This is a genomic window from Streptomyces sp. NBC_00203, assembly GCF_045206325.1.
Classification (GTDB): domain Bacteria; phylum Actinomycetota; class Actinomycetes; order Streptomycetales; family Streptomycetaceae; genus Streptomyces; species Streptomyces lutosisoli.
In genome coordinates, this window is the sequence record NZ_CP108126.1 from 8112971 (window position 1) to 8137145 (window position 24175).

The 24175-nt window shown below is 67.9% G+C and carries 14 protein-coding genes; 12 read left to right on the top strand and 2 right to left on the bottom strand.

Annotation, left to right across the window (positions count from 1 at the left end; all coding sequences use genetic code 11):
- Positions 1-192: 192 nt before the first annotated feature.
- A complete protein-coding gene (locus OG975_RS36165; protein ID WP_406333572.1) occupies positions 193-576 on the bottom strand; it encodes a hypothetical protein in 384 nt (127 codons plus the stop codon).
- Between the two features lie 592 nt (positions 577-1168).
- Here OG975_RS36165 and OG975_RS36170 point away from each other — a divergent pair.
- On the top strand, positions 1169-2239 hold the full coding sequence (locus tag OG975_RS36170) for a lytic polysaccharide monooxygenase (RefSeq protein ID WP_406333573.1): 1071 nt from the start codon (positions 1169-1171) through the stop codon (positions 2237-2239).
- A 342-nt stretch (positions 2240-2581) separates the two neighbouring features.
- Positions 2582-5851: a GH92 family glycosyl hydrolase gene (locus tag OG975_RS36175; protein WP_406333574.1), complete on the top strand. Its 3270-nt coding sequence runs from the start codon at positions 2582-2584 to the stop codon at positions 5849-5851.
- Positions 5852-5919: 68 nt separating this feature from the next.
- Here the strand turns inward: OG975_RS36175 and OG975_RS36180 are convergent, their stop codons facing one another.
- Positions 5920-9744: a GH92 family glycosyl hydrolase gene (locus OG975_RS36180; protein WP_406333575.1), complete on the bottom strand. Its 3825-nt coding sequence runs from the start codon at positions 9742-9744 to the stop codon at positions 5920-5922.
- Between the two features lie 487 nt (positions 9745-10231).
- Here OG975_RS36180 and ngcE point away from each other — a divergent pair, with 487 nt between their 5' ends.
- The 10 genes from ngcE to OG975_RS36230 all read left to right on the top strand — a co-directional run bounded on the left by ngcE (position 10232) and on the right by OG975_RS36230 (position 24117).
- Positions 10232-11680, top strand: coding sequence for an N-acetylglucosamine/diacetylchitobiose ABC transporter substrate-binding protein (ngcE, locus tag OG975_RS36185; RefSeq protein ID WP_406333576.1), 1449 nt, complete (start codon positions 10232-10234; stop codon positions 11678-11680).
- A 58-nt stretch (positions 11681-11738) separates the two neighbouring features.
- Positions 11739-12671, top strand: a complete 933-nt coding sequence (locus tag OG975_RS36190; protein ID WP_406333578.1) for a carbohydrate ABC transporter permease — start codon at positions 11739-11741, stop codon at positions 12669-12671.
- Between the two features lie 17 nt (positions 12672-12688).
- Positions 12689-13627, top strand: coding sequence for a carbohydrate ABC transporter permease (locus OG975_RS36195; protein WP_406333580.1), 939 nt, complete (start codon positions 12689-12691; stop codon positions 13625-13627).
- Between the two features lie 263 nt (positions 13628-13890).
- Entirely contained in the window at positions 13891-15090 is a 1200-nt protein-coding gene (locus OG975_RS36200; RefSeq protein ID WP_406333581.1) for an ROK family protein, read from the top strand.
- A gap of 135 nt (positions 15091-15225) precedes the next feature.
- On the top strand, positions 15226-16305 hold the full coding sequence (locus OG975_RS36205) for a sugar ABC transporter substrate-binding protein (protein ID WP_406333583.1): 1080 nt from the start codon (positions 15226-15228) through the stop codon (positions 16303-16305).
- A gap of 256 nt (positions 16306-16561) precedes the next feature.
- Positions 16562-17353, top strand: coding sequence for an ATP-binding cassette domain-containing protein (locus OG975_RS36210; RefSeq protein ID WP_327435245.1), 792 nt, complete (start codon positions 16562-16564; stop codon positions 17351-17353).
- Positions 17350-18672 carry a sugar ABC transporter permease gene (locus OG975_RS36215; RefSeq protein WP_406333585.1) on the top strand — a complete coding sequence of 441 codons (1323 nt, stop codon included), beginning with the start codon at positions 17350-17352 and terminating at the stop codon, positions 18670-18672. The genes OG975_RS36210 and OG975_RS36215 overlap by 4 nt, the downstream gene beginning before the upstream one ends.
- Positions 18673-18978: 306 nt before the next feature.
- Positions 18979-20907, top strand: coding sequence for a 1-deoxy-D-xylulose-5-phosphate synthase (gene dxs, locus OG975_RS36220; RefSeq protein ID WP_406333586.1), 1929 nt, complete (start codon positions 18979-18981; stop codon positions 20905-20907).
- A 146-nt stretch (positions 20908-21053) separates the two neighbouring features.
- Complete coding sequence (locus OG975_RS36225) at positions 21054-22577, top strand: amino acid permease (protein ID WP_406333587.1); 1524 nt, start codon at positions 21054-21056, stop codon at positions 22575-22577.
- A 73-nt stretch (positions 22578-22650) separates the two neighbouring features.
- On the top strand, positions 22651-24117 hold the full coding sequence (locus OG975_RS36230) for an ArnT family glycosyltransferase (protein WP_406333588.1): 1467 nt from the start codon (positions 22651-22653) through the stop codon (positions 24115-24117).
- The last annotated feature ends 58 nt before the right edge of the window (positions 24118-24175 follow it).

A 24175-nucleotide genomic window follows, 5' to 3' on the forward strand; every position in this document is an offset into this window, starting at 1 on the left:
GGGAAGGCGACGATCGGTTGGTCCGGGTCCGGGTCCTCGCTCAGGCAGCCGAGGGTCTTGCCGTACCGGGGACGGGTCCCGCCGAACAGCGCCGAGGGCTCCCCGAACGCGTCGCTCGCATCCGCCCGCACGCGGCTCTCGCCGGCAGTGGATCCAGCAGCAGGCGCGGCCCCGACTCGCCTCCGTACATGCTCAGATCCACCCCATCGCCTGCCCCACCACGAACGGCACGGGGATCAGCAGTGCCATGCCGAGCCAGGACCCCACCGGGCCGCCCTCCTGGTGGGGCATCAGGATGTCCACCACCAGCACCATTCCGAGGACGAATCCAAGGCCCAGCACGGCGCCGGTGATCATGCCGAGCGCGTTGTGGGACGTGCCCCCGTGGCAGCCGACGCCGCCGCCGCAGTGCACCGACGGGTACTTGGTCAGCAGCCAGCGCAGGCACAGCCCCGGGACGATCGCGACCAGCCCGATCAGGAGATTCGCCAGCGCGGGCGCCCACAGGCCGCGACCGGCCCCCGGGCCGCGGCCGGTACCGCTCTCGTCGTCGCCACCCGTTTCAGACCTCCGCACCGGCCCGCCCTTTCCTCTTGCCCGTATTCATGTCGTTTTCACAGGTAGAGGGAGCGAGCGCGCACGAGGTTCCGGAGAACCCCAGTTGGGGCGGCATCCCACAGGAAATACAACGGCCATTTGTCATGCTCGGCTTCAGCTTCGCCTCAGGTTCGCCCAGAAGAGTCAGCGGCGCGCGGTCGTCCGTCATGGGCGTGCCTATGACGAAGGGAGCCTGTGACGATGACGGAGCTCGACACCGGGGAGCCGACGGAGCCGCAGTCGGAGCCGGGCCCGGCAACGAAAACGACTACGGGAAGGAGCTCTTTCGACAGCACTGTCCGACCTCACCGCACCACCAGTGACGTAACACTGGTTTCTCAGTCATGACGAAGGCCGTGCCTCCTACCCCGGGGCGCGGCCTTCGTGTGTCCGAACTGGTTGCTGCGCCGGGCGTTTACAGGGGTTCCGGTGCGCGCTAACTTCCGCAGTGAGTGGGGTGGGAGCGCTCCCATCTCCCGCGGACCGGAACCCGCCGACGGGGCCGCTCCCGCCTCACCGCGAGTCCTCACGACACTGAGCGAAGGGGCTGTCCGCCATGCCTGTAAATGTCATGAGCACAACAAATTCGCGATTACGTGGGTCCACGCACCGCAGAGCTCTCTTCCTCGTCCTCCTCTCCCTCCTCGCCGTCATTCCGGCCCTCACCCTGGTCGTCACGACCGGCGGCACCGCGGCAGCCCACGGCACCCCCATGAAGCCCGGCAGCCGCACCTTCCTGTGCTGGCAGGACGGGCTGACCGACACCGGTGAGATCAAACCCGTGAACCCGGCCTGCAAGGCGGCGCAGCAGGTGAGCGGCACGACGCCGTTCTACAACTGGTTCTCGGTGCTGCGCTCCGACGGCGCCGGCCGCACCCGCGGCTTCGTCCCGGACGGCGAGCTGTGCAGCGGCGGCAATCCCAACTTCACCGGCTTCAACCTGCCGCGGAACGACTGGCCGCTCACCCACCTCACCTCGGGCGCGACCGTCGACTTCTCGTACAACGCCTGGGCCGCGCACCCGGGTTGGTTCTACGTCTACATCACCAAGGACGGCTTCGACCCGACCAAGACGCTCACCTGGAACGACATGGAGGACCAGCCGTTCCTCACCGTCGACCACCCGCCGCTCAACGGCACCCCGGGCACGGTCGAGGCCAACTACTCCTGGAGCGGCAAGCTTCCCGCGAACAAGTCGGGCCGCCACATCATCTACATGGTCTGGCAGCGCTCGGACAGCGCGGAGACCTTCTACTCCTGCTCCGACGTCGTCTTCGACGGCGGCAACGGCGAAGTGACGGGCATTCACGACCCGGGCAACCCGACCGAGCCCCCGCCCGGAGTGTGCTCCGCGACCCGTCGTACGACCAACAGCTGGCCCGGCGGCTATCAGTCCGAGGTGACCGTCACCAACACCGGTGACGTGCCGATGCTCGGCTGGATGGTCGACTGGACGCTGCCGGGCGGGCAGTCGGTCGCCAGTCTGTGGAACGGCAACGCGACCTACGACGGCCAGGACGTGATGGTGCACAACGCCGACTGGAACGGGGCGTTGGATCCGGGCAAGAGCGCGACGTTCGGGTACGTCGTCCAGGGCACCGGTGACGATCCCTCAACGAGCCTGCCCTGCCAGGTGGGTTGACCGCGCAAGGCTCAGGGCGGACCGGGTGGGTGTTCGTACTCACCCGGTCCGCGAGCCCGGGCGGGGTCGGGGGAGGCCCGGCCCGGGATGGTGCGGCTTGTGATGACCAGAGTGTGCGACAACGTTGTCGAATGGTCTGTACATGACTCTACCGCCTCAACGGACAACGATGTCAAGCCAGTTGACCTTCGACGGGGCGCGCGCTACGCCAATGGGGGTGTGCGCCGGGCGCGTCTCCCGTGCCGGAGGCGGTCTTCCGTGGTACCCGTGGCGCACGTTACTGTCCCTGCGGCTTGTGCGACCTGTGGTGCGCGACCCGTCCGAAGGAGGAGGGGCCGCGTCATGCGTTTCCGTCCGTCATCCGTCCTGCTGGCCGTCGCTCTGACGGTCGGCGGCGCCACCCCGGCGCTCGCCGCGACCGCCGCACCACCGGACCTCGTCCGGGACCCCACCACATACGTCGATCCGCTCATCGGCACGAAGAACGGCGGCAATGTCTTCCCCGGCGCCGTCACGCCCTTCGGCATGCTCTCCTGGAGCCCCGAGAACACCCGCGGGGACGCCACCCGCACCGCCGCGCCCGGCGGCTACCAGTACGACGCCACCCGCATCCGGGGCTTCAGCCTCACCCACATGTCCGGCACGGGCTGCGCCGGCGGCAGCGGCGACATCCCCTTCTTCCCGTACGCCGGTGAGGTCACCTCCTCCCCGGCGAGCGACACCAAGGACGCGGTGTACGCGTCCGACTTCACGCACGCCGACGAGACCGCCGAGCCCGGCCACTACAAGGCCGGGCTGGCCTCGGGCGTGACCGCCGACCTGACGGCGACCGCGCGCACGGGCTCGGGCCGCTTCACCTACCCCGCCGACAAGCCCGCCTCGCTGCTGATCCGCACCGCCAACTCCGAAGTCGGGTCCACGGATTCGTCCGTCACCATCGACCCGGCGACGCGCACGGTCTCCGGCTCGGTCACCTCCGGGAACTTCTGCGGCTACCTCGACCCGGAGGGCCGACGCGCCTACTACACCCTCTACTTCACCGCCCGCTTCGACCGCGACTTCAAGGCGACCGGCACCTGGCAGGACGACAAGCTGAGCCCGGACAGCACGGAGGCCACCGGCGGCACCGGCGGATTCGGACAGGGCGGCCGGCCCGTCGCGAGCAAGGGCGCCGGCGGCTATGTGGAGTTCGAGCCCGGCGCCGACCCGGTGAACGTCAAGGTCGGCATCTCGTACGTCAGCCGGGCGGGCGCCGAGGCCAACCTCGCGGCCGAGAACCCGCCCTCCCGGTCCTTCGCCTCGGTCCAGGATGCCGCCCACCGCGCCTGGCGCGACCGGCTCGGCGCGATCAGGGTCGGCGGCGGCAGCGACACCGACCGCGCCACCTTCTACACCGCGCTCTACCACGCCCTCCTGCACCCGAACGTCATCAGTGACGCCGACCGCAGATACCGGGGCCCCGACGACAAGGTCCATGTCGTCACCCGCGGCCACCAGGCGCAGTACGGCACCTTCTCCGGCTGGGACGTCTACCGCTCCCAGGTCCAGCTGCTCACCCTCCTCAACCCGGACACCGGCTCGGACATCGCGCAGTCCCTGCTCGAACTCGCCCGGCAGAACGGGGGAGTCTGGGACCGCTGGCTGCACGGCGCGAGCGGCACGCACGTCATGAACGGCGACCCGTCGGCACCCGCGCTCGCGGGCATCCGGGCCTTCGGCGGCACGGACTTCGACCTGCGCGGCGCGCTGGACTCGCTGGTCACGGCGGCGACCGTGCCGACCGCACAGGACCTCTCCGCGGCGGGCAAGCCGGTCCTGTCGGTGGGCCAGCGGCCGTCGCTCGACAAGTACCTGAAGCAGCACTACATGCCGTCCGTGTCCAACGCCTGGGGCGGCGCCGCCGAGACCCTGGAGATGTCGGGAGCGGACTTCGCGATCTCCCAACTGGCCACGGCGGCAGGGGAGAAGAAGACCGCCGCCGAGTTCGCCCGCCGCTCCCAGTGGTGGCAGAACAACTTCAACATCGCGGCCGACCCGAGCGGCGGCTACATCGCCAACCGCAAGGAGGACGGCAGCTGGGTCACCGGCTTCGCCCCGGCCACCGGCAACGGTTTCGTGGAGGGGACGGCGGCCCAGTACACCTGGATGGTGCAGCACGACCCCGCCGGGCTCTTCGCGGCCATGGGCGGCCGCGACAAGGCCCTCGACCGCCTCGACACCTTCTTCCACGAGGCGGACGGCAGCTGGGCCTTCACCGGCAGCGGCGGCGACAAGTCCGAGCTGGACAACGAGCCGTCGGTCAACGTGCCGTACCTGTACGACTACGCGGGTGCCCCCTACAAGACGCAGGCGACCGTCCGCGCGGCGATGAAGCAGCTGTGGTCGACGCAGCCGGGCGGCATCCCCGGCAACGACGACCTCGGCGAGATGTCGTCCTGGTACGTCTTCTCGTCCCTCGGCATGTATCCCCAGGTGCCCTCCCGCAGCGAACTCACCTTGTCCTCACCGCTGTTCCCAAGGGCGGAGATCGAGCGCCCGGGCGGCGACATCGAGATCCGGGCGACGGGCGCGGCAGCCGACTCCCCGTACATCCACTCCCTGAAGGTCAACGGCCGTACCAGTGACCGGCCGTGGCTCCCGGCCTCCTTCGTCCGGGACGGCGGCACGCTCGACTACACGCTGAGCGACACCCCCGACCAGCAGTGGGGCAGCTCCGAGGCCGCCGCCCCGCCCTCCTTCCGCGAGGGCGAGCAGCCGTACCAGATCGGCGTGGGCCCGACCACGGCCACCCTCGCGCCCGGCGGCAGCACGAAGCTCGACATCCGTGCCCTCGCCCTGAGCGGCGGCGCGGGCCCCGAGGTCCGCTTCCACGTGGACGTGCCGGAGGGCGTGACGGCGACTCCCGCCGAGGGCACGGTGACCGACGGCACCCAGCAGATCACCCTGTCGGCCGGCGAGGACGCCCAGCAGGGCTTCTACGACGTCTTGGTCACGGTCACCTCGTCCGACACGTCGTACGAGCAGCCGGTGGCCCTCACCGTCGCGGCCCCCGGCTCCCTCCTCGCCGCGTACAACAACACCGGTGTCTCGGACGACTCCGGTGACCACGACGAGGCCGACTACGACGGCGGCGGCTGGAGCTATTCCCGCCAGGCTCTCGCCGACGCGGGCCTCACGCCCGGCAAGCAGGGCACCGTCGGCGGCCTCACCTTCACCTGGCCCGGCTCCCCGACCGGCCGCCCCGACAACGCCTCGGCGACCGCCCAGACCATCGAACTCGCCACGCCCGCGACCCAGTTGTCGTTCATCGGCAGCGCGGTCAACGGCGACCAGCAGACCAAGGCGACCGTCACCTACACCGACGGCACCACCGACTCCATAGATCTCTCCTTCACCGACTGGACCGTCGGCGGCGGAGGCGGCACCGTTCAGTACGGCAACGAGACCGTCGCCAAGACCGCGTACCGCAATGTCGCGGGCGCCGACAAGGACCCGGTCGCGACCTACGTCTTCGCCACCAAGCCCTTCCAGGCCCCGCAAGGCAGGACCATCAAGAGCGTGAAGCTGCCGGACAACGCGGACCTGCACGTCTTCACCCTCGCGGTGGGCTGAACCGCACCGACGAACGCGGGGCGGGCGCGGAGAATCTCCGCGCCCGCCCCTCTCCCATGGGGGGTACGTCAGGCCAGCAGTTCCACCTCCGCCAGCGTCGCCTCACCGTCGAGGACCAGACGGTAGTGCGCGTACGAGCCCGGGTCCGCGACCGTGAACGCGCGGGTCTGCCGGTCCCAGGTGAAGGACTCGCCGGAGCGCTGGTCGACGTCGGTCCACTGTGTGCCGTCCGACGAACCCTGGAGGGTCCATCCGGTGGGGGCTTTGGTGCGGTCCGACGACGTCAGGGTGTACTGAACTCCCTTGGTGGCAGCGGAGATCGGCAGGTCCACCGAGGTGACCGTCGCGTCCGTCGCCGAGGTGTTGTCGAAGAGCGCGCCCTCGCCCCTGAGAGCGTCCGTACGCGGCGCGGGCACCTGGTCGTCCTGGGTGATCGACACGGGCGCCGCGTTCTTGCCGGAGCCCCACGAGGACGGCTTGGCGCCCATGTCGAACTCCAGTACTCCGCCACGGGAGATGAGGGAGTGGGGCAGTGAAGTCGAGGCCCATTTCTTGCCGTTGACCTTCACGCCCTGCACGTACACGTTCTTCGCGCTGTTCTTCGGGGCCTTGACCACCAGGTCCTTGCCGTTCTCCAGATGGACCGTCGCCTTGGTGAACAGCGGTGAGCCGATGGCGTAGTCGCCGCTGCCCATCACCAGCGGGTAGAAGCCGAGCGAGGAGAAGAGATACCAGGCCGACTGCTCGCCGTTGTCCTCGTCGCCGTGATAGCCCTGGCCGATCTCGCTGCCGGTGTAGAGGCGGGAGAGGACCTCGCGGACGTTCTTCTGGGTCTTCCATGGCTGTCCCGCCGCGTCGTACATGTACGTGACGTGGTGGGCCACCTGGTTGGAGTGCCCGTACATGCCCATCCGTACATCACGGGCCTCGGTCATCTCATGGATGACCCCGCCGTACGAGCCCACGAAGTCGGGCGAGGCCGTCTCGGGTGTGGAGAAGTACGCGTCCAGCTTCTGCGCCAGCCCGCTCCGGCCGCCGTACAGGTTGGCCAGACCCCGGCTGTCCTGCGGCGCCGTGAACGCGTAGCCCCAGCCGTTCGTCTCCGTGTAGTCGTAGCCCCAGACACGCGGGTCGTACGCCGACGACTCGACCCGCCAGTCGCCCTTCTCGTCGCGGCCCTGGAAGAAGCCGGCCTTCGAGTCGAAGAGGTTCACATAGTCCTGGGCACGGTTGAGGAAGTACTCCGCCTCCTCCTTGTAGTGCTTCTCGCCGGTCTTCTTGTAGAGGGCCTGGCCCATCTTCGCGATGCCGTAGTCGTTGAGGTAGCCCTCCAGCGCCCACGACAGGCCCTCGTGGGTGTCGATGCTCGTGTAGCCGAGGAACGGCGAGGTCGACATGCCCTTGCGGCCCACGCCCGACGTCGGCGGGACGACCGTCGCGTTCTTCAGGGCCGCCTTGTACGCCGACTCCGCGTCGAAGTCGACCCCCTTCACATACGCGTCGGCGAACGCCACGTCCGACGACGTACCGGTCATCAGGTCCGCGTACCCGGGGGAGGACCAGCGCGAGGTCCAGCCGCCGTCCTTGTACTGCTGCACGAACCCGTCGACCATCTCACCGGCCTGACTGGGTGTCAGCAGGGAGTACGCCGGCCAGGTCGTCCGATAGGTGTCCCAGAAGCCGTTGTTGACGTACACCTTGCCGTCGACGATCTTCGCGCCGGTGTGGGTGGGGGTGTCCGGACCCGGCATCGGCGAGAACGGCGACGCGTACTGGTCCTTCGAACCCACCTTCTCGAAGCCCGAGTTGGGGTACAGGTACAGCCGGTACATGCTGGAGTACAGCGTCGTCAGCTGGTCCGGTGTCGCGCCCTCGACCTCCACCTTGCCGAGCAGCTTGTCCCACTGCTGCTGCGCCCGCGCCTTGACCGTCCCGAAGGACGTGCCGTCGGGGATCTCCTGGCGGAGGTTGTCCTTGGCCTGGTCGACGCTGATGAGGGAGGTGGCGAGGCGCAGGGTGACGGTGTGGTCCTCGGACGGCGTGAACCGCAGATAGCCCTTGACCCCGGCGGAGTCCCCGCCTGTCACCTTCGCGTCGAACACGCCGTACACGAACAGCCGCGTCGCCCCCGTCGACAGCCCGGACTTCACGTCCGAGTACCCGGTGACGATCCCGTTCTCCTTGTCGAGGGTCAGACCGGCCTGCTCGGTGACGTTGTCGAAGAGCACGCTCGCGTCCTCACCCGGATAGGTGAAGCGCAGCGCCGCCGCGTGATCCGTCGGCGCCATCTCGGCCTTGAGCCCGTTCTCGAAGGTCACCCCGTAGTAGTAGGGGCGCGCGGTCTCGTTCTCGTGCCGGAAGGCGAGCGCGCGGGCGGTGCGGCCGGTGTCCGGGGTGCCGGAGGCGGCCGACGGCATCACCTGGAAGGTCTGCCGGTCGCCCATCCAGGGGCTGGGCTCATGGCTGGCGCTGAACGCCTGGATGGTCGGGAGGTTGTCCGCGTTGTTCGCGCGGGCGTAGTCGTAGAGCCAGCTCAGCGAGCCCGCGTTGGTCACCGGCGTCCAGAAGTTGAAGCCGTGCGGGACGGCCGTCGCCGGGAAGTCGTTGCCGCGCGAGAAGCCACCGCTGGAGTTGGTGCCGCGGGTGGTCAGCGCGTAGTCCGACAGATGCGCCTTGGGCTTCTCCGGAGCGGCCGTCTTCAGCGACACGTCGTCCAGCCAGCCACGGAACTTCGCGGGCCCCTTCGGCGAGTCGTACGCCAGCACGATCCGGTCGACCGTCCGGCCGGCCGCGACCGAACCGATCCGCGAGACCACGTTGTTCCACTGGTTGACGTACAGCGCCTTGGCCGCGCCCTGCCCCTGCGGCGTCAGCGCGAAGCCGTGCTGGTCGGTCGGGTTCAGGCCGCTCAGCGAGGTGCCGTCCGTGAAGACCAGGTCCACGGACACGTTCGTGGCGTCGTAGTCCCGGTCACCGTCCGCCATGGACGGGAAGATCCGGTACGACAGCTCGGTGTCACGACCGACGGCCACGTTCACGTCGAAGACCTTGTTGTACGAGTACGCCCTGCCGTCCGCCTTGTGCGTACCGGCGTAGCGCAGGGCCCGCTTGCCCGTGAAGCCCGCGGCCGCCTTCGCGGTGGGCGAGCCGCTCGGGCCGCGGTCCACCAGCGAGAGCATGTCCTTGGGCGTCGGGTCGTCGCTCGGGCCCGTCGAGAACTGGACATCGGCGAGCTGAAGGATGTCCCCGCCGTTGTTCTTGGTGACGTCGAGCCGGAAGTGCTGGTACTCGACGGGGCTCGCGATGTCGTACGACTTCGTCTGGAACCGCTCGCCGAACGACTCGCCGGAGCGTGTGTCGAGGGTCTTCCAGTCCTTGCCGTCCGTGGAGCCCTGGAGGGTCCAGTCCTTCGGGTCGCGCTCGTCGTGGTCGTTGGCCGAGGTAAGCGCGTACGTGACCGCCTTGACCGGGGCGTCCAGGTCGAACTCCGCCCATCCGGTGGGCTCGAAGGTCAGCCACTTGGTGCTCGGCTCGCCGTCGGCGAGGTTCTCCTTCACCTCGCCCGCACCGGTGTTCTCGCCGCTCGCGCGGACGTCCGTGACGTGGTCGGTGACATTGCCGGGGATGCCGGTGCTGTAGCCGCCGTCGACACCGGAGGCCCGCTTTGTTCCATCGGGTGAAGTATCGACGGTATTCAGCCAGTCCGGTGCGGGATCGCCGGATTCGAAAGAGGAGACGAACTCGCGGTCGGGGGTCGCGGCTTGGGCGGGAAGGGCGATCGCCGCGCCCTGCGAGGCCGCCAGGAGAGAAAGCGCTATCACCCCCAGCGCCGTTGGAGAAAGCCATCTCTGGCGGGTAGAAGAACTCCGTCTGTACCGGGTTCCGTGCTGCATGCGCGAGCACCCTCCCTGCGCTTGGACAACGTTGTCAACTTTGCTGCGCAAGGATCAGTAGGGGGTCAAGTTGTCAGTGATGTCAAGGGCGTTGAGTGTGGCATCCGGGGTGAATGCGAAGCGACGAACTGCGCATTGCGTTCAATGCGGGAGGTTGGCACCCTGTCGATCTTCGCTGGGGTGGTGCACAGGTGCCCCATATTTCCGGGAGGTCTCAACTCGGAAAAGACCCACCGGCAAACCTGCATTCGATCTTGCTCCGCTGGCGGGAAGTGGACTATACCTGTCGGCGTCTGCTCAGTCGTTCGACGGCCGTGGACAGGCAGGACCCAGGGGGGAAATCGGGAGGCGACTGACCGGTGTCACATACACCTACCGTCGCGTCGTCCCACTGAATCCCCCACGTACAACCCCAGCTTGACCTAATCGCGGTGCCGGGGAGGATCCGGTTCACCGCCTGAGTCCTGGAGAAGGCGAGGACTTGAGCATGGGATCCACTTCCGCCGAGAACAGCAACACCGAGGGTGTCGGCCGCCGCGATCTGATCAAGCGGTCAGCGGCGCTCGGTCTGATCTCCGTTCCCACGATGAGCTTCCTGTCCGCGTGTGCGAGCGGCGGAGGCGACGACAGCAACTCCGGCGACAAGGGCACCGGCAAGACCAGCAAGACCAACCCCTTCGGCCTGAAGAAGGGTGGCAAGCTCGAAGTCGTCGTCTTCAAGGGCGGTTACGGCGACGACTACGCCAAGGCGTGGGAGGCCGCGTTCGACAAGAAGTGGGGCACCACCACCGCCCACACCGGCACCCAGGAGATCACCGGCAAGCTCCAGCCGCGCTTCAACGGCGGCACCCCGCCGGACGTCGTCGACGACTCCGGCGCCCAGCAGATCAAGCTGGACGTGCTCTACAAGAGCGGTCAGCTCCTCGACCTGGCCTCGATCCTGGACGCGCCGTCCATCGACGACCCGAGCAAGAAGGTCCGCGACACCCTGATCGCCGGCACGCTCGACCCGGGCCTCCAGGGCGGCAAGGTCGTGTCCCTCAACTACATCTACACGGTGTGGGGTCTGTGGTACTCCGGCAAGCTCTTCAAGGAGAAGGGCTGGGAGGTTCCGAAGACCTGGGACGACTTCCTCGCCATCTGCAAGGACGCCAAGTCGCAGGGCATCGGCGGCCTTGCCCACCAGGGCAAGTACCCGTACTACATCAACGTCGCCATCATGGACCTGATCGCCAAGAAGGGCGGTCTGGACGCCATGAAGGCGATCGACAACCTCGACCCCAAGGCGTTCGTCGGCAGCGACGCGGCCGCGGCGGCCATCGACGCGATCTACGAGGTCGTCGAGAAGGGCTACCTGCTGCCGGGCACCAACGGCCTGACGCACACGGAGTCCCAGACCCGCTGGAACCAGTACAAGGCCGCCTTCATCACCTGTGGTTCCTGGCTGGAGAACGAGCAGCTCAAGCAGACCCCGGCCGACTTCGACATGAAGTTCATGCCGATGCCGAGCCTGCCCGACAGCAAGCTGCCGTTCGAGGCGATCCGGGCCGGCTCCGGCGAGCCCTTCATCATCCCGGCGAAGGCCGCGAACCTGCCCCAGGCCAAGGAGTTCGTGCGCTCGATGCTCTCCAAGGAGTGGTCGACGCTCTTCGCGCAGAAGGCCAACTCGCTCACCATCCTCAAGGACGGCGTCAGCGACGGCGTCACGCTGCGTCCCGGTACGCAGTCGACTGTTGAGGCCTCGAAGGCGGCGGGCGACAATACCTTCAACTACCTGTACCCCAACTGGTACAGCGAGATGGGTACGTCTCTGGAGAACGCGTCCAACGAGCTGATGGCCAAGCGAATTCAGCCGAAGGAATGGCTGAAGAGGGCCCAGGCGGCAGTCGACAAGGCGGCCAAGGACCCGGCGTCCAAGAAGAACCACCGCGACTGATCTCGAAAACCCGGAACACCAGGGTCACGCACACCCGGCACACCAGGGGCAGGATGCCATGCGAAAAGGGCAGTACCGGTTCGTCGCGGGGTTTCTCCTCGCACCTTTGGCGCTGTATCTGATCTTCGTGATCTGGCCTTACATACAGACCATCGGCTACTCCTTCACCGACTGGAGCGGCCAGTCCCAGAGGTTCAGTTTCGTCGGCCTGGACAATTACAAGGCGTTGTTCCAGGACGACGTGTTCATGGGAGCCATCTGGCACAACATCCTGTTCCTGGTGTTCATCCCGGTGATCACCATCCTGCTCGCCCTGTTCTTCGCCTTCATGGTGAACGCGGGCGGGCGGGGCGGCTCCGGCGGCGTGTCGGGCGTCGCCGGCGCCGGCTTCTACAAGATCGTCTACTTCTTTCCGCAGGTCCTGTCGCTGGCGATCGTCGCGGTGCTCTTCGGAGCGCTCTACCGCAGCGACGGCGGCGGTCTGCTCAACGGCGTCCTGATCAAACTGGGCCTGGTCGACGCGAACAATCCCATCGAGTGGATGAACGAGCCCAAGCTGGTGCTCTGGTGCCTGATGGCGGTGGTCGTCTGGCACGGCGTCGGCTTCTATCTGGTGCTGTTCTCCGCCGCCATGCAGTCCATCCCGAAGGACATCTACGAGGCCGCGCTGCTCGACGGCGCGAACCGCACCCACACCTTCTTCCGGGTCACCCTGCCGCTGCTGTGGGAAACGGTGCAGACCGCCTGGGTCTATCTCGGCATCATCGCGATGGACATGTTCGTCCTCGTCTCCACGATGACCCAGGGAACGGGTTACGGCGGCGGCCCCGACCACCACAGCGACGTCATGGCGAACGTCATGATGCGCAACTTCCTCTACTTCGGAAAGAGCGGTTACGCCTGCGCCATGGGCGTCGTCATGCTCCTTCTCACCCTGGTCCTGTCCGTGGTCACGCTGCGCGCCACCCGCCGCGAGCGCATCGAGTTCTGAGCGGGAGACAGACGACTATGAGCGCACCCATCACCGAGCCGACGAAGGTCGACGGCAACGGCGTACCTCCCCAGCGGACGGTCAAGAAGGCTCCACCGCGTCCCGGCGACCGGCGCAGCGAGGGCCTCACCCTCAACGTCTTCTCGCACGGTTTCCTCGTCCTGTGGGCCGTGCTGATCATCCTGCCGCTGCTCTGGCTGGTCCTGAGCTCCTTCAAGACCGACGCGCAGATCGGTGGTTCGGCCCTCGGCTGGCCCTCGAACTGGCAGCTGGACGTGTTCAGCAGGGCCTGGAACAAGGGCATCGGCGACTACTTCACCAACACCCTCATCGTGCTGGTGTTCTCCGTCCCGCTGACCATGCTCTTCGGCTCGATGGCGGCCTACGTGCTGGCCCGCTACGAGTTCCCGGGCAACCGGCTCATCTACTACTTCTTCGTCGGCGGGGCCATGTTCCCCGTCTTCCTCGCCCTCGTCCCGCTGTTCTTCATGGTCAAGCGTCTCGACATGTTGAACACGTACCAGGGTCTGATCCTGGTGTACATCGCCTACTCGATGCCGTTCACCGTGTTCTTCATGCACGCCTTCTTCCGCACACTGCCCACGGCGGTCTTCGAGGCGGCCGTGCTCGACGGGGCCTCGCACACCCGGGCGTTCTTCCAGGTCATGCTGCCGATGGCCAAGCCCGGCCTGCTGAGCGTCGGGATCTTCAACGTGCTGGGTCAGTGGAACCAGTACATCCTGCCGTCGGTGCTGATGCAGCCCCAGAACAGTTCGGAACCGGAACGCTACGTGCTCACCCAGGGCCTCATCCAGCTCCAGCAACAGCAGGGGTACGCCACCGACCTCCCCGTCCTCTTCGCGGGCGTGACCATCGCGATGATCCCCATGCTCGTCGTGTACCTCTCCTTCCAGCGCCAGGTCCAGGCGGGCCTCACCTCGGCGACCCTCAAGTAGCACTCAGCGACCGTCAAGTAGCACCCCGACACCGCTTTCACGTACGCCACCTCCGGCCCGGGGGTGGCGTACGTGTGTCCGCATGGTGACGGAAATGGAACATGACTCGCTGGTCCCGATTTCCGTCAAGGACTTGACTGCGGCAACCCGTTCAGCGGAGCTTGGAGTTCACAACTTGTAAGTGGGCCGGGCTCAGATGCCGTGACCCGGATCACACGGACGGCATCGGGGCCGTCCGGCTGAGGGCAGGAGTGGATGAGTCGATGGAGACTCCGGGGTCGCAGTCGTCGCTGCACCGAGCCAATCTGGAGCGCGTCGTGCGTGCGGTGCGCCTTGCGGGTTCGCTCACGCAGGCGGAGATCGCGAGGACGACGGGCCTGTCCGCCGCGACCGTTTCCAATATCGTCCGAGAGCTCAAGGACGGCGGAACGGTCGAGGTCACACCCACTTCGGCGGGCGGTCGCAGGGCCCGCAGCGTCAGTCTGAGCGGGGACGCCGGCATTGTCATCGGGGTCGACTTCGGGCACACCCATCTGCGCGTGGCGGTCGGGAATCTCGCCCATCAGGTGCTGGCCGAGGAGTCCGAGCCACTGGATGTGGACGCCTCCGCGGCGCAGGGCTTCGACCGGGCGGAAGAGCTGGTCAGCCGCCTGATCGCGGCAACCGGCGTCGACCGTTCCAAGATCGCCGGGGTGGGTCTCGGCGTGCCGGGCCCGATCGACGTCGAGTCGGGGACCCTCGGCTCCACCGCGATCCTGCCGGGCTGGACCGGGGCGAGACCCGCCGAGGAGCTGGGGCGGCGGCTCGGTGTGCCCGTACACGTGGACAACGACGCCAACCTGGGCGCGCTCGGCGAGATGGTCTGGGGCAGCGGGCGCGGGGTCAGGGACCTGGCCTACATCAAGGTCGCCAGCGGTGTCGGCTCGGGCCTGGTGATCAACGGCAAGATCTACCGCGGCCCGGGGGGCACAGCGGGGGAAATCGGCCACATCACTCTTGATGAATCCGGCCCCGTCTGCCGCTGCGGCAACCGGGGCTGCCTGGAGACTTTCGCGGCGGCGCGCTACGTCCTGCCGCTCCTCCAGTCCAGCCACGGCACCGATCTGACCATGGAAGGCGTCGTCCGGCTGGCGCGGGACGGTGACCCGGGCTGCCGTCGCGTGATCGCCGACGTCGGCCGTCATATCGGAAGTGGTGTCGCAAATCTCTGCAACTTGCTGAACCCGAGCCGGGTGGTCCTTGGCGGCGATCTGGCCGAGGCCGGGGAGCTGGTTCTCGGGCCGATCAGGGAGTCCGTGGGCCGCTACGCCATCCCCAGTGCGGCACGTCAACTGACCATCCTCCCCGGGGCACTTGGGGGCCGTGCGGAGGTGCTCGGAGCGCTCGCTCTCGCGCTCAGCGAGATGGGCGATGCGTCCCTTTTGGACGGCACGCTGACAGCAGCTGCCCCCGCGTTCACTTAGAGAACGCATGAGGCCGTTGCCATCTCGTTAAGTATTTACTTCTTGACGTCTTACGTGCGGCCGAGTTGACTTCGAGCCACCTCGGCCGCAGCGTTGCGGCCCTGTCAGGGAGGCACACCCCCAATGAACGCAACGATGCGTAGAGTCGTGATCGGTACCGCCGCGGTTTCGATGGCCCTTTCCGTGGCCGCCTGTGGCAAGGCCGGTGACAAGAGCTCTGACAGCAGCAGCTCGGACAGCAAGACCATCGGTCTGCTGCTTCCCGACAGCGTCACCACGCGCTACGAGAAGTTCGACCACCCGCTGTTCGACGCCAAGGTCAAGGAGCTGTGCTCCGACTGCAAGGTCGAGTACGCGAACGCCGCTGGTGACGCCGCCAAGCAGGCCCAGCAGGTCAGCAGCATGATCACCAAGGGCGTCAAGGTCCTCGTGATCAGCGCTCAGGACTCCGCGGCCATCAAGTCCTCGATCCAGACCGCTGTCGACAAGGGCATCAAGGTCGTCGCGTACGACCGTCTGGCCCAGGGTCCGGTCTCCGCGTACGTCTCCTTCGACAACGTGAAGGTCGGCGAGCTCCAGGGTCAGGCGCTGCTCGACTCGCTCGGCTCCAAGGCCACCACGAAGTCCAAGGTCGTCATGATCAACGGTGACGACGCCGACCCGAACGCCGGTCAGTTCAAGAAGGGCGCCCACAACGTCCTCGACGGCAAGGTCGACATCGCCTACGAGCAGTCCGGCCTCTGGAAGGACACGGTCGCCGCGCAGAAGATGTCCGCGGCCATCACCCAGCTCGGTGCCAAGAAGATCGCGGGCGTCTACTCCGCCAACGACGGCATGGCCGGTGGCATCGCCAACACCCTCAAGGGCGCCGGCATCTCCGGCATCCCGCTGACGGGTCAGGACGCGGAGCTCGCGGGCATCCAGCGCATCGTCGCGGGCACGCAGTCCAGCACCGTCTACAAGGCCTTCAAGCCGGAGGCGGACGCCGCTGCCCAGCTCGCGGTCAACCTGCTCGAGGGCAAGAGCATCAAGGACCTGGCCACCCAGACGCTGACCAGCGGCTCCGGCACCAAGGTTCCCTCGCAGCTGCTGACCCCGGTGTCGGTCACCAAGGCCAACATCAAGGACACGGTCATCGCCGACAAGCTCTACACCGTCGCCGACATCTGCACCTCCGAGTACGCCAAGGCCTGCAAGGCCGCCGGCCTGCAGTAATCACTCGACACCGTCCTGCTGGAGATCGATTTCTCCAGCAGGAGGTCGAGTCAGGACCGCTCGGCGGTCCCGCGAGAAACCTGTCCGACGCCTGCCCCACCTTCAAACCCCGCTGCGGGGTGGGCGTCGGACGGAACCGTTGCCAAGTGCAGCGGATTCGCGCATGTTCATCTTGTAAACCTTGTGCATTGCGCACATCCCTCCGCGCCTGTCCCCCCACATGCGCGGCATCCCCGCCGGTCAGGCGGCGAAGGAGATGGTTCACGTGTCCGCTACGCCCGTGCTGGCGTTGCGCGGAGTCTCCAAGCGATTCGGTGCGGTCCAGGCACTCACCGACGTCGAGCTGGAGGTCCAAGCCGGAGAAGTGGTCGCCCTGGTGGGCGACAACGGCGCAGGAAAGTCCACCCTGGTCAAGACGATCGCGGGTGTCCACCCCATCGATGAGGGCGTCATCGAGTGGGAGGGCAAGCCGGTCAGCATCAACAAGCCGCACGACGCCCAGGGACTCGGCGTCGCGACGGTCTACCAGGACCTCGCCCTGTGCGACAACCTCGATGTGGTCGGCAACCTCTACCTCGGCCGGGAGCTGCTGCGCCGCGGCGTCATCGACGAGGTGACGATGGAGCAGAAGGCCCGCGAGCTGCTGAGCACTCTGTCGATCCGCATCCCGAGCGTCCGCATCCCGATCGCGAGTCTGTCCGGTGGTCAGCGCCAGGTCGTCGCCATCGCGCGCGCCCTGATCGGCGACCCGAAGGTCGTCATCCTCGACGAGCCCACCGCCGCTCTCGGCGTCGAGCAGACCGCGCAGGTCCTCGACCTGGTCGAGCGGCTGCGTGAGCGCAACCTCGGCGTCATCCTCATCAGCCACAACATGGCCGACGTCAAGGCGGTCGCGGACACCGTCGCCGTCCTGCGACTGGGCAAGAACAACGGCTCCTTCCCTGTGAAGAACACCAGCCACGAAGAGATCATCGCCGCCATCACGGGAGCCACGGACAACGCCGTGACCCGTCGTGCGGGGCGTCGCAGCACGGAGGCGGCAAAGTGAGCGACACGTCCAAGGTCACGAAGTCCGACCCCGAGCCGGAGCTGCAGGACACGGTGGCTCCCGCCGACGACCCCACGGCCGCGCCGGTCACCGTCGTGGACCCGCGACTGCTGGTCCGCGAAGAGGGTCTGAAGGGCTACGTCACCGAGTTCAAGCGCAAGGTGAAGGGCGGCGAGCTGGGCTCGCTGCCGGTTTTCGTCGGTCTGATCATCATCTGGACGATCTTCCAGTTCCAGAATGACCGTTTCCTCAGCGCCGACAACCTGTCCAACATCAGCTACTTCATGTCGGCCACCGGCATGCTGGCCATCGGCCTGGTGTTCGTGCTGCTGCTCGGAGAGATCGACCTCTCCGTCGGCTCGGTCAGCGGTCTGGCGTCCACACTGTTCGCCGTCTTCGTGGTCAACCACGGGGTGAACGCGTGGCTGGCCCTGGTCCTGGCCGTCCTGACCGGTGTCGGTATCGGCGCCCTCCAGGGCTGGTTCTTCGCCAGGATCGGTGTACCGGCCTTCGTCGTGACACTGGCCGGCTTCCTCGGCTGGAACGGTCTGATGCTGTGGCTGCTCGGTTCGAGCGGCACCATCAACGTCCCGTCCGAGTCGGGCCCGGTGCACCTCCTCGGCCAGAGCTCCTTCTTCATGGACCAGGCCGTCATCGGCGCCTACGTCCTGGCCGGCCTCGGCGTCCTGTCCATGCTCGTGGGCTCGTTCGGCGAGCAGCGCCGGCGCCGTGCCGCCGGTGTGCCCTTCCGGCCCACCAGCGAGATCCTCGTGCGGGTCGGCGCGCTCGCCATCGCGTCCTTCGCCGCCGCGGTCGTGCTGAACAACGCCGCGGGTGTGTCCAACGCCCTGGTGATCTTCCTCGGGGCCCTGGTGGTCGTCGACTTCGTGCTGCGGCGCACCACGTACGGCCGGAAGATCTTCGCGGTCGGCGGTGGCATCGAGGCGGCCCGCAGGGCCGGTATCAGCGTGCCCATGGTCCGTATCACCGTGTTCGCCATCTCCGGTGGCTTCGCGGCGGTCGGCGGTATGTTCTTCGCCGGTCAGACCGCGAGCGCGACGCTGAACGCCGGTGGCGGCAACACGCTGATGCTGGCCATCGCGGCCGCGGTCATCGGTGGTACCAGCCTCTTCGGTGGACGGGGCAGTGTCTGGTCGGCCCTGCTGGGCATGCTGGTCATCCAGTCCATCCAGACCGGTCTTGACCTGCTGAACATGAACACGTCGATCCAGTACATGATCACCGGTGCGGTGCTGCTGGGTGCCGTGGTCATCGACTCGGTGTCGCGCAAGTCGCAGAAGGCTGCGGGGCGCGCATAACGCGGGGGCCTGGTAGCGCCGGGCGCCGTGGGGGTGCGGTGGCATTGCGGCTGACCGTCCGTCGTGGCTGGTCGCGCAGTTCCCCGCGCCCCTAAAGGCAGGCCCGCTTCAGGCAGCCCCTTCTTGAACCTGTGCCCGGTACCAATGGCGGTGCCGGGCACAGTCATGTTCGGGGGCGGGGGGAACGGGTGTTCCCACTCGTACGACCGTTCGTGTGGCGTAGATCGCCAGGGGCGGGCCACGTGCGTAAAGGCGGAACATTAGACTCGACTAGCCCGGCAACAGCTCTACTGCAAGGAGGCACGGGTGCCGCTGCTGACCCGCATCAGGGGACCGCGTGATCTGGACCGGCTCAGCCTGGAGCAGCTGGACCAGCTGGCCGGCGAGATCAGGACCTTTCTCGTCGACGCGGTCTCCAAGACCGGCGGCCACCTCGGCCCCAACCTCGGTGTCGTGGAGCTCACCATCGCCCTGCACCGGGTCTTCGAGTCACCCAAGGACAGGGTGCTGTGGGACACGGGCCACCAGTCCTACGTCCACAAGCTGCTCACCGGCCGCCAGGACTTCTCGAAGCTGAAGATGAAGGGCGGCCTCTCCGGCTACCCCGCGCAGGCCGAGTCCGAGCACGACGTCATCGAGAACTCGCACGCCTCCACGGTCCTCGGCTGGGCCGACGGCCTGGCGAAGGCGAACGAGGTGCTCGGAAGGAACGACCACGTCGTCGCCGTCATCGGTGACGGTGCCCTCACCGGCGGCATGGCCTGGGAGGCGCTCAACAACATCGCCGACGCCAAGGACCGCCCCCTGGTGATCGTCGTCAATGACAACGAGCGGTCGTACGCGCCGACCATCGGCGGCCTCGCGAACCACCTGGCGACCCTGCGCACCACGGACGGCTACGAGCGCTTCCTGGCCCGCGGCAAGGACCTCCTGGAGCGCACCCCGGTCGTCGGCAAGCCCCTCTACGAGACGCTGCACGGCGCCAAGAAGGGCCTCAAGGACTTCATCGCCCCGCAGGGCATGTTCGAGGACCTGGGCCTGAAGTACGTCGGCCCGATCGACGGCCACGACATCGAGGCCCTGGAGTCGGCGCTCGCCCGCGCCAAGCGCTTCGGCGGCCCGGTCATCGTGCACTGCCTCACCGAGAAGGGCCGCGGCTACCAGCCCGCCCTCCAGGACGAGGCGGACCGCTTCCACGGCATCGGCCCCATCCACCCCGACACGGGCCTGCCCATCAAGGCCTCGGGCGCCGACTGGACCTCCGTCTTCGGCGACGAGATGGTCGAGCTCGGCAAGGAGCGGAAGGACATCGTCGCGATCACCGCGGCGATGCTGCAGCCGGTCGGCCTGAAGAAGTTCGCGGACGCCTTCCCGAACCGCATCTACGACGTCGGCATCGCCGAGCAGCACGCCGCCGTGTCGGCGGCGGGCCTGGCCACCGGCGGACTGCACCCCGTCTTCGCCGTCTACGCGACCTTCCTCAACCGCGCCTTCGACCAGGTCCTGATGGACGTGGCCCTGCACAAGTGCGGCGTCACCTTCGTGCTGGACCGCGCGGGCGTCACCGGCACCGACGGGGCCTCGCACAACGGCATGTGGGACATGTCGATCCTCCAGGTCGTCCCGGGCCTCAGGCTCGCCGCGCCGCGCGACGCCGACCAGGTCCGCGCCCAGCTGCGCGAGGCCGTCGAGGTGACCGACGCGCCGACCGTGGTCCGCTTCTCCAAGGGCGCGGTCGGCCCGGCGGTACCCGCTGTGGGCCGGATCGGCGGCATGGACGTGCTGCGCGCGCCCGGCACCGACGTGCCCGACGTCCTGCTCGTCTCCATCGGCGCGCTCGCGCCGATGTGCCTGCAGATCGCCGACCTCCTCGACAAGCAGGGCATCACCACGACCGTGGTCGACCCACGCTGGGTCAAGCCCGTCGACGAGGCCATGGCCCCGCTCGCCGAGCAGCACCGCGTGGTCGTCACCGTCGAGGACAACTCCCGCGTCGGCGGTGTCGGTTCGACGATCGCGCAGGCCCTGCGCGACGCGGGCGTCGACGTCCCGCTGCGCGACTTCGGCATCCCGCCGCGCTTCCTCGACCACGCCTCCCGCGCCGAGGTCATGACGGAAATCGGCCTGACCGCACCGGACATCGCCCGCCAGGTCACCGGCCTTGTCTCCAAGCTCGACGGCCGCTTCACGGCCCCCGCGCAGGCCGTGGACTCGGTGGAGCCCGCGCGCGACTGACGTACCCCGCAGGTCCAATGGGCCGGTTTCGCCACCCCCTACGGGTGGAGAAACCGGCCCATTCGCGTGAACCCACTCATGTCGGGGCGTACGAAGCGTCCGCCCTCCCGATCATGTCGAGGACGACAAGCGTGGGAGGTACGCCCGTGAGCAGCACCCTCTTCAGAACGAAGAAGGTCGAACAGTCGATCTTGGACACTGAGGAGCCGGAGCACGCACTCAAGAAGTCGCTGTCCGCTCTGGATCTCACCGTCTTCGGCGTCGGTGTCATCATCGGCACCGGCATCTTCGTCCTCACCGGCAAGGTCGCCAAGGAGAACGCGGGCCCCGCGGTCTCCCTCGCGTTCGTCGTGGCGGGCATCGTCTGCGGTCTGGCGGCCCTCTGCTACGCGGAGTTCGCGTCCACGGTCCCGGTGGCGGGATCGGCTTACACCTTCTCGTACGCCTCGCTCGGCGAGCTGCCCGCCTGGATCATCGGCTGGGACCTGGTCCTGGAGTTCGCGCTCGGCACGGCGGTGGTCGCCGTCGGCTGGTCGGGGTATGTGCGCTCGCTGATGGACAACGCGGGCTGGCACATGCCGGTGGCGCTCAGCGGCCGGGAGGGCGCCTCGGGCTTCGGCTTCGACATCCTCGCCTCGGCCCTGGTGCTGGTGCTCACCGGCATCCTCGTGCTCGGCATGAAGCTGTCCGCGCGGGTCACCGAGGTCGTCGTCGCCATCAAGGTGACCGTCGTCCTCATTGTGATCATCGCGGGCGCCTTCTTCATCGACTCCGCCAACTACAAGCCGTTCATCCCGAAGGCCCAGACGGTGGAGGCGGGCGGCAGTCTCAAGGCGCCGCTCATCCAGCTGATGTTCGGCTGGGCGCCCTCCAACTTCGGTGTGATGGGCATCTTCACCGCCGCCTCCGTGGTCTTCTTCGCCTTCATCGGCTTCGACGTCGTGGCCACCGCCGCCGAGGAGACCAAGAACCCGCAGCGGGACATGCCGCGCGGCATCCTCGGCTCGCTGTTCATCTGCACCGTGCTGTACGTCGCCGTGGCCATCGTGGTGACCGGCATGCAGCACTACACCCAGCTGTCCGTGGACGCCCCGCTCGCCGATGCCTTCAAGGCCATCGGGCACCCCTGGTACGCGGGCGTGATCAGCTTCGGCGCCGCCGTCGGCCTGACCACCGTCTGCATGATCCTGCTTCTCGGCCAGACCCGGGTGTTCTTCGCGATGAGCCGTGACGGACTGCTGCCGCGCTTCTTCTCCCACGTCCACCCCCGCTTCAAGACCCCCCACCGGCCGACGATCCTGCTCGGCGTGATCATCGCGATCCTGGCCGGCTTCACCAGCCTCAGCGAACTCGCCGAACTGGTGAACATCGGCACGCTCTTCGCCTTCGTCGTGGTCGCTCTGGGCGTGATCATCCTCCGGCGTACCCGCCCCGACCTGCACCGCTCCTTCCGTACGCCCTGGGTGCCGTTCCTCCCGATCGTGTCTGTCCTCGCCACACTGTGGTTGATGCTGAACCTGCCCTCCGAGACCTGGCTCCGGTTCGTCATCTGGATGGTGATCGGCATCGTCGTCTACTTCCTGTACGGGCGCTCGCACAGCCGTCTCGGCCGGCACCAGGAGACGACGGCGGACGAGGTGGTCAAGGGACAGAGTCACGAAGCCCAGTAATCGGCCCAGTTGATGATCCGGCCCCGTATGTCCCGCTTCGGTGGAGACTGCGGGGCCGGATAGCGTGCACCGTATGCTCGCCGAGCTCCGAGAATCACCACGCCCCGTAGTCAAGTCGCCGGCATCGGACCATGGCTACTGGAGACGGGTCCTGCCCGTCCTGACGGTGCTCGCCTGCGTCACCCGCGCCCCCTCCTTCGTACGGCCGCTGTGGAACCCGGACGAGGGCTATCTCGCCGTACAGGCGCGGATGCTGGCGCACGGGGGAGAGCTGTACGAGACGGTCGTCGACCGCAAGCCGCCGCTCGTGCCGTGGCTGTACGAGGCGGCGTTCGCGGTATGCGGCTCCGGCTCGCTCACTTCGGTGCGGGTTCTCGCGGTGCTGGCCCAGCTGTCGACCGCCGTGCTCCTGGCGTCCCTGGCCCGGCGCCGCTGGGGCGGGGCGGCCGGGTGCACGGCGGGCGTGCTGTATCTGCTGGTCTCCATCGGGCTCAACCCCGAGGACGCGCAGGCCGCGACGTTCGAGGTCTTCATGCTTCCGTGCACGGCCGCGGCGATGTGGTGCGCGGACCGGCGCCGCTGGGGTGCGGCCGGACTCGCCGTCGCCTGTGCGTTCCTGGCCAAACAGACGGGCGGGGCGGTGCTGGTGCCGGTGGTGTGGCTGCTCTGGCAGTCCGAGACGCCGCCCCGAAACGCCCTCGTACGGCTGGGAGTCGGGGCCGTCCTCCCGATCCTCTGCGCGGCGCTGCTCACCGACCCCGCGGGTTTCCTGTTCTGGACGGTCACCGGATCGGGCGCGTACGCCTCCTTCACCGGGTCCGAACTCCATGTCCTCGCACGGGGGTTGACCAACACGGCGATTCTGGCGGTGGCCTGCGCGGGCCTGATCCCTCCGGTCGTACGGGTACTGCGCATCGCCCGTACCGGATCGGCGGAGCTGTGGCTGTGGCTGGCCTCGTCGGCGGTGGCGGTCACCCTGGGCTTCCACTTCTTCGGCCACTATTACCTTCAACTCATCCCGCCGGTGGCCCTGTTGGCGACGGCGGCGCTGCAGATCCTGCCCCGTGACCGGCTGGTGACCGCGCTGCTCACCTCGGCCTGCTGCTGCACCCTGTTCCTGGCCTGGGGACTGCTCGCGCCGCGCCCCGAACTCGCTCACGCGCAGCGCCTCGCGGACGCGCTCGCCCATCGCACCGATCCCGGTGACCGGGTCCTGATCTGGGGTATACACCCGGAGACGTACTGGCTCGCCGACCGCGCCCCCGCCAGCCGCTACCTGACCGCCGGCCTCCTCACCAACTACAGCGGCGGCCGCAACGGTCCCCAAGTCGGCGAGAAATACGCCGTCGAGGGTGCCTGGCCCGTCTTCCGCGAGGAGATGACCACCCACCCGCCCACCCTCGTCATCGACGACTCCACCGACCAGCCCTACGCCCCGGACCGCGTCCCGTCCCTCCGCCGGCTGCTCGCCGCGGGGTACGAGGAGGCGGGGGTGGTGGACGGCGCGACCCTGTACACACGAACACCGGGCGGTGACTGAGGGGCTCTCTTCGCCCCCGCCGCCCCTACCCGTCCCATCCCGTTCCTGGGGGCTGCGC